The sequence below is a fragment of the Reichenbachiella sp. MSK19-1 genome (assembly GCF_003590315.1).
Lineage (GTDB): Bacteria > Bacteroidota > Bacteroidia > Cytophagales > Cyclobacteriaceae > Reichenbachiella > Reichenbachiella agariperforans.
In genome coordinates, this window is sequence record NZ_MIER01000015.1 from 532,542 (window position 1) to 545,213 (window position 12,672).

The following is a 12,672-nucleotide window of genomic DNA, read 5'->3' on the forward strand; positions in this document are numbered from 1 at the left end:
CAAATTCAAACAAACAAAATATTACTACGATGAAAACGACAATCAAAACAATCGCCCTGACCCTAATGGTAGCATGCTCTTCACTAGCTTTCGCTGGAGAAAAAGCTGAGAAATCTGAAAAAGTAGTCAGCCCTGAGCTTAAAGTACAGATCAAAGCGACTGCTGATTCTAAAGTAATCGTGATCTTTGACAAACTAGAAGGTGAAGAAGTAAAAGTAAGAATCTATGACAATTACGGTGCTTTGATCTATTCTGACAAGAAAGTAGAAGGTGCTAAATATGCCAAAGCATTCGACCTATCTGCTTACCCTGCAGGAAACTACGCTTACACAGTATCCAACGACGTGTATAGCGTGAAGAAAACTATCGCATTGAAGTAAGGGTACTGCCCTACTTGATGAATTTGAGCCTTGGCAGTATTTGCCGAGGCTTTTTTATGTCCTAGCAAGTCAAGCTATTCCCAATTAGTCCGTTTGAGTACCGTATAGGTCAAACATCTTTATCATATTTGCGGCATGATTTCAATCAATAATTTATCCTACTATTTAGGCAGTCGCGCACTATTCGAAGAAGCATCTCTACACATCAAACCCAAAGACAAAATTGGTTTGATCGGACTAAATGGCACAGGTAAATCCACCCTCCTCAAGCTCATCACCAATCAACTCAAAAAAGACGGAGGTGAAATCAGTAAATCAAAAGACTGCAGCATAGGGTTTCTCAACCAAGATATGCTCTCCTTTCAGTCCGAAGACTCCATACTATCCGTCGTAATGGAAGCCTTTCAGGACGTCATAGACATCCAACATGAGATAGATAGGACAATCAAACTCATGGAAACCAACTATGAGGACAAACTGGTAGACAGGCTAGCGAGACTACAGGAAGAGTTCGAAACCAAGGATGGTTACACGCTGCAAAGCAAAGCCGAAGAGGTGCTAGAAGGAATCGGATTTAAAACATCGGATCTGCAGCGACCACTCAAAGAGTTCTCTGGGGGCTGGCGCATGCGTGTCATCCTTGCCAAATTACTACTAGAGTCTCCTTCGTTGCTCATGCTCGACGAACCCACCAACCACCTCGACCTCCCCTCGATTCAGTGGATAGAAAATTATCTCAAGAACTACGAAGGAGCAGTGATCGTCGTATCTCACGATAGAGAATTCCTTAACAACACCATCAATACCATTGTCGAAGTGAGCCAGCAAAAACTCACCGCATACCCTGGAAATTACACCAACTACCTACAAGAGAAAGAGCTACGAAACGAGCTACAAAAAAACGCCTTCCTCAACCAACAACAGCAAATCAAGCAAACGGAGAAGTTTGTTGAGCGATTTCGTGCTAAGGCTACCAAAGCCAAACAAGTACAATCACGCGTCAAAGCACTAGACAGAATGGACCGTCTCGAAGACGTCATCGAAGACAATGTAGCCATCAACTTCAAGTTCAACTTTGGGAAGCAGTCAGGTCGACATGTCGTCACCTTGGACGAAGTATCCAAGTCCTATCCCGATATTGATATTCTAACAAAAGCTAGTGCCAACATCGAAAGAGGTGACAAAATCGCCCTTATCGGTGCGAATGGTAAAGGAAAATCCACCCTCCTTCGGATGATTGATGGAGATGATAATATGGAAGGAGAAGCCAAAATTGGATTCAACGTCAATCCTGCCTTTTTTGCACAACATCAATTACAGTCTCTCAACATCGAAAATGAAATTCTCGAAGAGCTAAAGCAATTTGGATCTGGAAAATCTGAACAAGAACTCAGAGGAGTACTGGGGTGCTTTTTGTTCTCAGACGAAGATGTATTCAAGAAGATTAAAGTTTTATCTGGGGGAGAAAAATCAAGAGTTGCCCTAGCAAAAACCTTGATCTCAGAAGCCAACTTTTTACTACTTGACGAACCGACTAATCACCTCGATATTCAGTCGGTCAATATACTAATACAGGCACTAGAGCAATATGAGGGGACTTTCATACTCGTATCTCACGACAGGTACTTTGTAAGTAAAGTAGCCAACAAAATCTGGTGGCTCGAAGATCAACAGATCAAAGAATACCCTGGCACCTACGATGAATTCAAATGGTGGGCAAGCCAAAACCAAAAACCTAAAGCAGCAACTCCTGCCCCTAAGAAACAAGACACTGCTCCAAAAGAGAAAAAGAAAAAAGCCAAGGATGTGGATCAAGTCCAACTCTCTAAGTTGAATAAAGAACTATCTGCGGTGGAAGCAAAAATAGAAAAGCTAGAAACTGAGAAAGCACAACAAGAAGTAGACATGGCCAATCCAGACCACTTCAACGATCTCGATAAGCTAAACAAACTGAATGCTCAGTATGAAAAATTACAAAAGCAGCTAGAAGACGCCACCGAAACATGGGAAGATTTGGCACTAAAAATAGAAGAGCTGGAAAATTGATCCCAGCTCTTCTATTTTGTCTTAGTTATATTTTCCAGCCTTTAGGACTTCTCATAGCTCAGTGCCATTTCTTCGGCTAGTGCCTGTTCTTGTCTCGATTTACAGAGATTATACCCTTTGATCACACGGTCATAGTGCTGCCAGAGTTCAGCATGCAGGTTGTCTATCGTCTTGGCATTGGCATATTCAAAAGCCTGACGACTCATACGCTCACGAAGATGGTCATCTCCTAGTATAGTCAAGATCCTCTTGTAGAAACCACGAAGCGAACCTGGAGCTGCTAAGTATCCTGTCACGCCATTCTTGACGATATCAGAGGGCCCACAAGCGTCAGCAGCTACCACTGGCGTACCAGATGCCATTGCTTCCAACACCACGTTACCAAAAGTCTCAGATGCAGATGGGAAGAAAAACAAATCCGCAGACGCATAGGTCTGTGACAATTCATCTCCACGAAGCTTACCCGTAAAAAGTGCCTTCGGCATTCTCTCTTCCAACCATTCTCTCTCTGGACCTTCTCCTGTTATCACCATAGTGATCTTTTTGTTCTTCCTTTCGAACAGCTGATACATATCTGCCAAAACAGCTACATTCTTTTCTTTGATCAGACGACTGACAAACAACACCGTCTTATTACCCTCAGGTACTCGATCTTTAAAAAAGTCTTCTCTATAAAACTCTGGATTGAAACGATTGGCATGAATCGCACGACCCCATATTGCCATCGTATCACGTTTGATTCCTAATTTTTCTAAATCCCTGCGAACAGGTCCTGTCGGTACAAGAGTCAAATTTGCGTTCTTATAATACCACGCCATTCCTTGGTTAAACAAACCACCCAAAAAGAAATCTCCTATTTTCCCTAGGTAATATTTGAAATAGGTTGGATAATGCGTGTGATAGATAGTCATCACTGGTATATTATTACGCTTTGCATATTTGATGGCATAGCGACCCAATAGTGACGGGGAAGTAAAGTGCAACACATCCGGTTGAAATTTATCCAACTCAGCCTTAAGCCCCTTCATTCTGCCTGGCAGGCCTAATCTATACCCCTCCTGAAACGGAAGACCAATGTAAGGGCATATCAAAATCTTGAAATCGATCCCGCTCATATCCTTTGGGGGATGTGGCGTTACGATCAAAAGATCAAATCGATCCTTTGGGAAATTTGCAATTATCTTGTTTAAAGTAACGCTAACTCCATCAAAATCCTCTTCCAACACATCGGCGAAGAGCACTACTTTTTTTCTAATATTCTGCATTCAGGTACTATGTACGGTGATAATTCCAATTAGTCTGACAAATACCAAACCAATTTTTTAGCCTATCAAACCAAACTGGCTTTTCAAGACTTCTACTATGGTGTCACTTTAATGGTGGATTACCCCTAATGACATGACTATTTTTTTATACTTTCTTCCTCTCCTGACTCTTGGTAAATCCTCAGTAGCTTGTCAAAACAATTCTTCCAATTGAGGTGCTTGGCATATTCTCTTGCTTTAACCTTGAACGAGACTCGTTCAGAGCTATTCACGAAAGCAACGATCATCTCTGCAAGATTCTCTGGTGTCACAGTATCTAACACATACCCCGCTCCAGATCGATCAATATGCTCTTTAGCTGCACCATCACCGGCAGCAATTAACGGTAGTCCCGCACTTAACGCTTCCACCAGTGACAAACCAAAAGTCTCCCAAGCACTCAGTGCAAATCCCAAATCCGCACTAGCATAATAGGTTGCCATTTCTTCTTTGCTCTGGATAAACCCTTTGAAACGTACATGCTCATATTTTTCAGCAGCCAATTGTACCCGTTTAATATCTGGACCCATCCCTGCTAACACTAGTGTAGGCTCGACATTCAACTTCTCACAAAGAATTGGGTATGCATCTAATAGCACATCTAACCCCTTCTCCTTGCAAAATCGGTGAGGAAAAAACATCACCAAGCGATTAGAATCTCCTGCTTTCAACTCCTCAACAAGAGACAAATCCTTTTTATCAGGGTTAAACAACACTTCATTGACTCCTAGAGGCACGAAATGTGTATTTTCTATCCCATTCAATTTCATCCGGTCAAGAATGATCTCACTAGACGCCAATACCCCTGTCATACGGTTGTAGTTTTTCCGGGCATATGCCCATGCCAACTCTTCACCTCTCTGATCCAACGAAAACGGCAATCCCGACAAAAACCGCTTCACATAGGTCACTGGAAAATCTGCATGCCAAAACCCATACACTCTTGCTTTCAAATGATGCTTCGTGACCACATTATTTACGATTCTTGGCATAATATAAGGTGAGCCTATCTCGATCGCGTCAGGATCATGCTTGACCAGCAACGGAGCAATTCGATCACTATTGGTAAGGTATCTATATTCCCAGTTCCCAAAAACCTTCGGCACTTTCAGGTGTTCGATATATGCGTTAGAACCGATCTGTTCAGTATAGGTCTCACTATCGTGCATGACAAATACGTACTTGACATCAGCCCGATCTTTAAAGTACTCCATCTTTTCCAAATGATATCGCCGTACTCCCCCTCCAGATGGGCTCCAAAAATTATTACAATCAACTAAAGTGAACATGTATAGACTGTCTATTTGAGTACTAAATTATTGATTTAGAGACCACCACTCTTTTTGAAAATACCGGTAAAGCTTATTATTGTTTGTATTATCAGCATTGACTGTACTCGAAAGGCCAAATTCTGCTGATTGTCTCAATGACACGAATCGACCGTAACGAAACGGGGCTGGCACCACATAAACTGGAGATTTACAACGGGACAAATTCCCACTTACCCAAATATCATCTACAAAAAAAGCTTCTCTAGGTGCATTATCGAAATCAAAAACCCCTCTATCAAATAATTTAGGCTTAACAGCAAAACTTGCAGCCCCTTGCAAGCAGTCTACACGCACGGGTTCATCTACAGACGTATCTTTGCGGTAGATACGTACAATTGCTCCATACAATTGCACTTTATCACCATGATCAAAACTGCTAGGTACAGTCCAACCAGACAAAGTCATTGCTGCATCGGGGAGGCTCTTAGATTGATTGATATAATTCTCAACCATACCCTTTGGATATAGCTGATCATCGTCCACTATGATAATTAATTTCTCAGGCTCGTTTTCATACAAATTAAGTGTAGGTAGTAGCTTAGTGGCTGGGCCCATGTCTTTTTCTATCCAATTAATCTCTACCAAAGGGTGATTAGTCACATAATCTGGAATGATGTACTCAGCCTTGTCTCGCTCAAAAGCCTTCGGTAAATTGAGAATGATTTTTTCGGGAAGGACAGACTGATCAGTGAGTGAATTGAGCGTGGGCGTCAGCCCTTTAAATCGAGTAGGTAACACTGACAAAGATATAACAGCCTTTGATCTTGGCTTGTTACTCATTCTTTTGATCCAATAACTTGAATTTGTACTCCTCAAGGTTAATAACCTCATGGTTTCGGTAACGATCCTGCTCATTTATGCTGTATTTAAAATAAAGCGCAAACATAATCTACCCCAAACGCATTTAATATTGTTTTACATGAAAACACAAGCCCCTACTTGATTTGACAAGTCAGTCATCTTATAACATAACTAATTATTTCACCCCCTATTGACAACAGTTCCTGCCGATTGTCTCTTGTTTTTCATACTTTTGCGTGATTTATTAATCTCTTATGAACAAGACAGGCTCCCTACCCGACATGTGGGTTTCCCATGATGATAGAGTTGCATTTTATCTAAACAACTTGAAAACGTTTGAGATTGACATCAAAGACTTCAATTATTATAAGAGTCTGACAAAATGGTCTAAGATAGAACTAAATCTGGTATCATATAATGATTATAAAAACAGCTTTGCACACTGGTACTGCCAACACATTGTTCATCTTCCAAGAATAAAAAATATACGGGTACTCCCTTTTTACAAGAGGTACAAAGACTTGCATTCCTTAATGAATTTTTTCATCCCATTTGATAAAGCAGGTCTATTGACTGTTGATTTTAAATACCCACTGTACTACGGTGAACATGGTTCTTCTGGAGAAATACCAGCCATCCGAAAATCCAGAAGGGCTACCGACCAACACAGCGTCATCTATAACTTCAGGTCACTGAGATTAACTGATCCATGTACCACCAGCCAAGCCAACGACCTTTCATGGAGAGAGAAAAAAGACAACGTAATATGGAGAGGTGCTACCACTGGTCAAGAACAGCGTGTTGATTTTGTCAAAAGCTACTACAATAAGTATGACGTGGGTTTTGCTACCACCAAACAAAAGCCTGAACTAACAAAGTGGAAAAGAGGAAAGGTTACAATCAAAAAACAACTTGAGTACAAATTCATCATTAGTTTAGAAGGCAACGATGTAGCCAGTAACCTCCGGTGGATACTTTCATCCAACTCCGTCCCCATCATGCCCAAGCCCTACTGGCAGTCTTGGATCATGGAAGAAAAATTAGAACCCTACGTACATTACCTTCCCTTAAAGGATGACCTATCGGATCTAGAACAAATATTGGAATGGGCCAAGCAAAATGATCAACTTTGCGCCGAGATTGCACAAAATGGAAGGAAATATATGTCTCAATTTTTGGATGAACAGAATGACATGGCCGTTCAAAAACTTCTTTTAGAAACATACGCTCAAAAAGTAAGTATCAAATACTAAACAAATACATCATGATAGATATTCTCATGCTCTCGACCGAGCATATTGACATATACACACAATACTCTATTCCGATATGGAAAAAATATTGTGAGATACACGGTTATAAATTTTGTCATTACGGAGAAAAATTAATTCCTGACATGGCATTCACATGGAGTAGGATCAAGATGATTCAAGATCACTTCAAAACATCAGATGCCGAGTACGTGATGATGGTGGATGCAGACACATTAATCTACAAGGATCAACTAGAACTCAGTTTAGAGCGTCTCATCACTCAATACATGACTGGTGACAAAAAAATTCTCTTCCAAAAAGATGGGTCAGACAGGCTAGGCATGTACTTTTCTCACAACTGGAAATTAAGTCTGGAGATGAAGAGATGGGCGCTCCCTAATGCTGGTTTCAATATTATGAAGAACAGTCCTGAGGTTCACGAATTCATTGACACTTGGCTCGAACTAGGACAAGGAAAGCTAAAACACTTAGCAGATATTCACCCAAGAACACAAAACGTCCTACTAAGAGGGGTAATGCTAGATCCAAAACTGGACAAACTCATCGGATACTTACCTTCGTCTATCGTTAGCAAACGAAACACGAAATTTTGCAAGCATCTGTCCGCCATGACCAAGGAGCAAATCGCTACCGAGATCAAAAAAGAATATGATAAGATTTTCTAATTCTAACAATAACTAGAATTAATCAAAACACATAAGAATGCAAAAAATTCTCCCGTTAATCAAAACTAGAATTGGTCTGTTTATAACTGGTGCAATTACTGGTGTGCTATCTGGATTCTGTACCTCTAGAGTAATAATGATGCTCAAGACAGGTCTGGACTCAGTAGATAATATCAACAGTGAATTCATTCTTTATATCCTAGCATATAGTTTAGCTGCTACAATTCTAGGTATAGCCTCAGGATATTTCTTGGCCAAAATCACATCCATCGTTATTCGAAAACTAACCCAGCAGCTATCAGAAAAAATCCTACGTGCAGACTATGAATATATAGAAGCTTCCTCCGAACGAATCGTACCTGTACTTACACGAGACATCACGGTTCTATCTGAGTTCATCAATCGTATCCCACAGTTTTTGGTATCTATGACCACTGTGATCGCTACGCTCTATGTAATGTTCGTATCAGATGGACAGCTAACTTTCTTCTTCACGTTAGCATTTGTGCTTCAGATCATCATGATAGCCGCTACCCTCCCTTTCGTAAGGAAATTGACCCGTAGAGCTACCAAGTACAATAACTTCTTGTACCGGGATTTATCTAGCATGGTCTCAGGTCTAAAGGAATTGTCCCTGAACGGTGCTCGAAGAAAAGACTACATCTCACTAGTCATATCTTCCAATTTACGAAACTGGAACAATGCCGAGGTAAAACGAAAAGTTCTCTTAGAGACTACAGATAGACTATCTGACTTGTTAGTTTTTGTCTTTTCGGGATTACTCATGTATGCAGGAGTCACGATACTACCTATTGATTTTGATCATTTCAAAGCTATCTTACCAACCATCCTATTTCTGATCCCTTTCACTACCAAAATTGCTGCGTTCTTTAGGTTGAAAAGCTCCGCTACAGTATCTCTAGAACAAATCAATAAATTAGGAATAGCAGTGGATCAACATCAGATTTCATCTAACAAAAACATCCCTGAATCAATAGAATCGAATAGCCCCATCCTGACATTTGACTCGGTATCATTCCAATACCAAGAACAGCAACATGAAAACCCAATCACTTTTGGTCCATTGAACCTCAGGCTTCAGAAAAACAAAATCACCTTCATTATTGGAGGGAATGGAAGTGGAAAAACTACCTTTTCTAAAATACTAACCGGCCTGTATATCCCTACAGATGGCATAATCAAGTACCATGAAGAGCCCATCAGTCAAGAAAATTTGATTAGTTACCGAGACTTGTTCTCGGCATATTATGCAGACTCACATGTGTTCGAATATTTATCGCACATAGACAAAGAATACCTCAGCTCTAATGCAAACGAGTTTATCTCTTTGCTAGAGATGGGTGAAAAAGTACATATTGACGGAGATCAATTTAGCTCTACAAAACTATCCTATGGCCAACGATCCAGACTAGCACTCATCGCTAACATGCTAGACAACAAAGAAATCTATGTCTTTGATGAGTGGGCGGCTAATCAAGACCCCTACTTCAAGGGAATATTCTACCACAAAATTCTTCCATTCTTAAAAGAAAAAGGAAAAACTGTAATCGTGATCTCTCACGACGAAAAATACTTTGATGTGGCTGACGAAATTATAGAATTGAAAGAAGGAATGGTCGCCTCAGAAAAATAGACATGCAAAACACTAACCAAGCTGATCCAAAACTAGAGCGGCCATTTCACCATCCTTATCAGGCAAAGAACAATCTAACGTACAATTTGTTTCGATAACGCGTCAGTCTTTTAATAGCTGAATCTAGATTTACGATTTCATCTTTTCCTCTCAGGCTCAAATACTTTAGTGAATTCTGAATATGTTCAGCAATCAACGCGTCTTTTTCAGATTCAGCGATAGTTGTATCTTTTTTCATTCTATTGAGATGATGAACCAAACTCTTAAGTACGCGCTTTTCGAGAAATTTCTTGTCTGACTCTAGCTTCCCATGTTGCTCCAAAAAATCCTGAATAATCTGAAATACAACTGGCAAATCCGTCAGTAGCTTCTTATAGTTAGATGTCAGCGATCCTTTGCGATTGATTCTATAGTTGTACAGCCCCTTTCTCACCAAGACTACACTATCGACAAAGTATAACAGTCTCGTCATTGTCGCGACATCCTGAGACGCTATTTTCTCAGGAAAATAGACATTGTTATCCTTGTACAGCTTTGTTTTATAAATTTTATTCCATGCCAGTACATTGATTGCATGCATAATATCAGCCTGCTTTCTGAAGCCTTTAACACGCTGTAGCCGTACATTCCCCTCCGAATGTTCATAGAAAAAACATTGTGCAATATCTGCATCCGATTTGACAGCTGCATTGTATAACTCTTCGAACATATTGAGTTCCAACCAATCATCACTGTCTATGAATGTAATATACTCTGCTGTCGCGTGTTCAATCCCCGTATTACGCGCACCTCCTAACCCCTTGTTCTTTTCATGCTTCACATACAACACATGTTCATATCGATTAGCAAAATCCTGACAAATCACATCATCCTGCGGATCAGGAGAATCATCGTTGACCAATATCACCTCTAAGCCAGACAAAGTTTGATTTACAATGCTGTCAATACACTGGGTTAAATACTGAGACACATTATAAATCGGCACTACTACTGTTATTTTGGGGGTATTCATATTTTAATCCATTATGTTGAACATTCGATAGAACATCGATGATATAGCCATTCGCCACGCGAAGATAATGATGTTTTTATCCAAAAAACACAGGCGTGTCATACGTAAACAGACCACTAGGTAGAAATTAACTTTAGATAAACTCTATGCTTGCAATCCCTTGTGAGCTGATTAACTTCGCATAAAGTTTTCCATATATGAACCGATACACTATCTATTTCGCTCTATGCATGCTGATCGTTCACATCAACACTCTGCATGCGCAAGTCCTCTACCCTGATAGTGAATACCTAGAATACTATCGGATTCTAGAAATCAAAAATGAAGGGATATCCAACCGAATGAATATTTTCCCCACGATAGTCTCCCAATACAACAAAGACTCTATCACATGGAATCCTTGGAAAGACAACTTTCAATTAGACCAACAAAAAAACAAATCAATCTCACTACTCCCAGCCCGACTGACAAACCACTACAACTCAACCTACGCACATGGCTACAATGATGGAGCACTATGGAAGGGAAAAGGCTACACAGGCTCTATCCAAGGAGGCGTGACAGGAAAATACGGGCTACTAGAATTCACTATTGCTCCTATTGTATTCTTTTCACAAAATTCTGCATTTGAGCTAGCTCCACAGACCAGTGACAACAATCCATACAACTATCAATTTACAAACAAGCGCATTGATTATGTCCAAAGATATGGAGACCAAAGCTTTGCAGAGTTTGATCTGGGACAGACTGATATACGTCTCGTCTACAAATCATTCACGATCGGAGCATCTACACAAAACATAGTCTGGGGTCCAGCACAGAGAAACCCTATTTTACTTAGTAATAATTCTTCTGGAATTCCTCACATTGATATTGGCACACATAAACCTGTCAATACAAAAATCGGAAGATTTGAAGGAAAAATATATTACGGACTCCTTAAGAAATCAGACTATTTCGACGAAGACACTCAATGGAATCATCGCTATTGGTCGGGTTTTTCTGCTTCCTATAACCCCAGTTTTTTACCTAGTCTTTATCTCGGTTTCAATAGAGTATTGTACAAAAAAGCCAAGGATTTTGTTCCACTTGATCTATTGGTCTTCATTACCAATTTTGATGACAATGATGGGGTCGATGGAGTGAATGATGAGTACGACCAAATGGGTTCGATTACCATGCGGTGGTTTTTTAGAGAGGTAGGTTTTGAAACGTACCTAGAATTCGCGAAAAATGATTTTGGAGGAAAACTATACGGTACAGAACCGGATCATTCAAGAGGCTATACATTAGGTTTTAGCAAATATATAGATTTGAAAAACAAAGATTTGATCAAATTAACCTATGAGCATGCGACCTTAGATCAATCCAAAAGTAACGCATACCGTGCTACTCCTACATGGTATGCTCACCATATCGTCAAACAAGGGTATACCCAAAAAGGACAAATCCTTGGTGCTGGTATAGGTCCTGGCTCCTCTTCGGATTATTTCAATGCTCAATACGTATTTGCTACAGGTATACTACAACTCACTGCCCAAAGAATCCGTTTTAACGATGATTATTTCTACGACACTATTAAGGATGAAAACAGACATGATCATGAATGGACATTAGAAAGCACTTTTTCAAAGTTTATAGGAAATTATCTAGTCGGAATGCACTTCGGTATGAATTTTCGTCAAAACATGTATTATGTTGAAAATAATGACAAAACAAACGTTTCAATCAGCCTTAACCTTTCCAAAAATTTCTAATCTCATGAATATTTTCAAAAGAACTTTTCAATACCTCATTGTTATTTTTACACTCATCGCATGTGTCCCTAATCCTAAAAAATTAGGAACAGAGAAAGCTGACGCACCGCTACCTTCCGATGATGGGTATAGTATCATTTTCTATGAAATAAACAACTATGCCTTGATCTATGTCAATGACGAATTGTATTTTGATACCCGAAAAAACCCAGAAACAGAAAAAGAACCTACCATGGTTAAACTCCCATCCAATACTATAAAACTGCGACTAGACATCTACAATGCAGAATGCATCACCTGTACTAAAAACAGTTGGGAAGTCGTCTACGAGCTATATAAAGACGGTATAGCACTAGAGTATGTTACCGAATCATCTGACGGAAAACACACTGAAGTAGGTATAGTAAATTCGCACACATTAAACCTGGAAGAGAAATAGATCTTGATA

The 12,672-nt window shown here is 39.9% G+C and carries 11 protein-coding genes; 7 read left to right on the forward strand and 4 right to left on the reverse strand.

Annotated elements, in window-relative coordinates:
• The first annotated feature begins 29 nt into the window (after positions 1–29).
• The gene (locus BGP76_RS10315; RefSeq protein WP_073124604.1) at positions 30–380 is read left to right on the forward strand and encodes a T9SS type A sorting domain-containing protein; all 351 of its coding nucleotides are present in this window, start codon (positions 30–32) and stop codon (positions 378–380) included.
• A 135-nt stretch (positions 381–515) separates the two neighbouring features.
• On the forward strand, positions 516–2,426 hold the full coding sequence (locus BGP76_RS10320; protein ID WP_119844601.1) for an ABC-F family ATP-binding cassette domain-containing protein: 1,911 nt from the start codon (positions 516–518) through the stop codon (positions 2,424–2,426).
• Positions 2,427–2,467: 41 nt separating this feature from the next.
• Here the strand turns inward: BGP76_RS10320 and BGP76_RS10325 are convergent, their stop codons facing one another.
• From BGP76_RS10325 to BGP76_RS10335, 3 genes are all read right to left on the reverse strand, one after another.
• A complete protein-coding gene (locus BGP76_RS10325) occupies positions 2,468–3,691 on the reverse strand; it encodes a glycosyltransferase family 1 protein (protein WP_073124608.1) in 1,224 nt (407 codons plus the stop codon).
• Positions 3,692–3,828: 137 nt separating this feature from the next.
• A complete protein-coding gene (locus tag BGP76_RS10330; RefSeq protein ID WP_158584227.1) occupies positions 3,829–4,944 on the reverse strand; it encodes a glycosyltransferase in 1,116 nt (371 codons plus the stop codon).
• Positions 4,945–5,046: 102 nt separating this feature from the next.
• Positions 5,047–5,841, reverse strand: a complete 795-nt coding sequence (locus tag BGP76_RS10335; RefSeq protein ID WP_073124612.1) for a hypothetical protein — start codon at positions 5,839–5,841, stop codon at positions 5,047–5,049.
• 554 nt (positions 5,842–6,395) lie between these two features.
• Between BGP76_RS10335 and BGP76_RS10340 the strand changes: the two genes are divergently transcribed.
• The 3 genes from BGP76_RS10340 to BGP76_RS10350 are packed head-to-tail and all read left to right on the forward strand — an operon-like array spanning position 6,396 to position 9,455.
• Complete coding sequence (locus tag BGP76_RS10340) at positions 6,396–7,115, forward strand: glycosyl transferase family 90 (protein WP_158584229.1); 720 nt, start codon at positions 6,396–6,398, stop codon at positions 7,113–7,115.
• Between the two features lie 11 nt (positions 7,116–7,126).
• Positions 7,127–7,801, forward strand: coding sequence for a putative nucleotide-diphospho-sugar transferase (locus tag BGP76_RS10345; RefSeq protein ID WP_119844604.1), 675 nt, complete (start codon positions 7,127–7,129; stop codon positions 7,799–7,801).
• A 37-nt stretch (positions 7,802–7,838) separates the two neighbouring features.
• Complete coding sequence (locus tag BGP76_RS10350; protein WP_073124618.1) at positions 7,839–9,455, forward strand: cyclic peptide export ABC transporter; 1,617 nt, start codon at positions 7,839–7,841, stop codon at positions 9,453–9,455.
• 58 nt (positions 9,456–9,513) lie between these two features.
• Here BGP76_RS10350 and BGP76_RS10355 read toward each other — a convergent pair whose 3' ends face one another.
• Positions 9,514–10,467, reverse strand: coding sequence for a glycosyltransferase family 2 protein (locus BGP76_RS10355; protein ID WP_119844605.1), 954 nt, complete (start codon positions 10,465–10,467; stop codon positions 9,514–9,516).
• A gap of 197 nt (positions 10,468–10,664) precedes the next feature.
• On the opposite strand from BGP76_RS10355, the gene BGP76_RS10360 reads away from it, so the two are divergent.
• Both BGP76_RS10360 and BGP76_RS10365 read left to right on the forward strand, forming a co-directional pair.
• On the forward strand, positions 10,665–12,224 hold the full coding sequence (locus BGP76_RS10360) for a capsule assembly Wzi family protein (protein ID WP_119844606.1): 1,560 nt from the start codon (positions 10,665–10,667) through the stop codon (positions 12,222–12,224).
• Positions 12,225–12,228: 4 nt separating this feature from the next.
• Positions 12,229–12,663: a hypothetical protein gene (locus tag BGP76_RS10365; protein ID WP_073124624.1), complete on the forward strand. Its 435-nt coding sequence runs from the start codon at positions 12,229–12,231 to the stop codon at positions 12,661–12,663.
• Positions 12,664–12,672: the final 9 nt, after the last annotated feature.

Coding starts and splice junctions, on each gene's coding strand:
- BGP76_RS10325 (WP_073124608.1), bottom strand. CDS start 3,691: ATGCAGAATATTAGAAAAAAAGTAGTGCTCTTCGCCGATGTGTTGGAA.
- BGP76_RS10355 (WP_119844605.1), bottom strand. CDS start 10,467: ATGAATACCCCCAAAATAACAGTAGTAGTGCCGATTTATAATGTGTCT.
- BGP76_RS10340 (WP_158584229.1), top strand. CDS start 6,396: ATGAATTTTTTCATCCCATTTGATAAAGCAGGTCTATTGACTGTTGAT.
- BGP76_RS10320 (WP_119844601.1), top strand. CDS start 516: ATGATTTCAATCAATAATTTATCCTACTATTTAGGCAGTCGCGCACTA.
- BGP76_RS10335 (WP_073124612.1), bottom strand. CDS start 5,841: ATGAGTAACAAGCCAAGATCAAAGGCTGTTATATCTTTGTCAGTGTTA.
- BGP76_RS10365 (WP_073124624.1), top strand. CDS start 12,229: ATGAATATTTTCAAAAGAACTTTTCAATACCTCATTGTTATTTTTACA.
- BGP76_RS10350 (WP_073124618.1), top strand. CDS start 7,839: ATGCAAAAAATTCTCCCGTTAATCAAAACTAGAATTGGTCTGTTTATA.
- BGP76_RS10315 (WP_073124604.1), top strand. CDS start 30: ATGAAAACGACAATCAAAACAATCGCCCTGACCCTAATGGTAGCATGC.
- BGP76_RS10345 (WP_119844604.1), top strand. CDS start 7,127: ATGATAGATATTCTCATGCTCTCGACCGAGCATATTGACATATACACA.
- BGP76_RS10360 (WP_119844606.1), top strand. CDS start 10,665: ATGAACCGATACACTATCTATTTCGCTCTATGCATGCTGATCGTTCAC.
- BGP76_RS10330 (WP_158584227.1), bottom strand. CDS start 4,944: ATGGAGTACTTTAAAGATCGGGCTGATGTCAAGTACGTATTTGTCATG.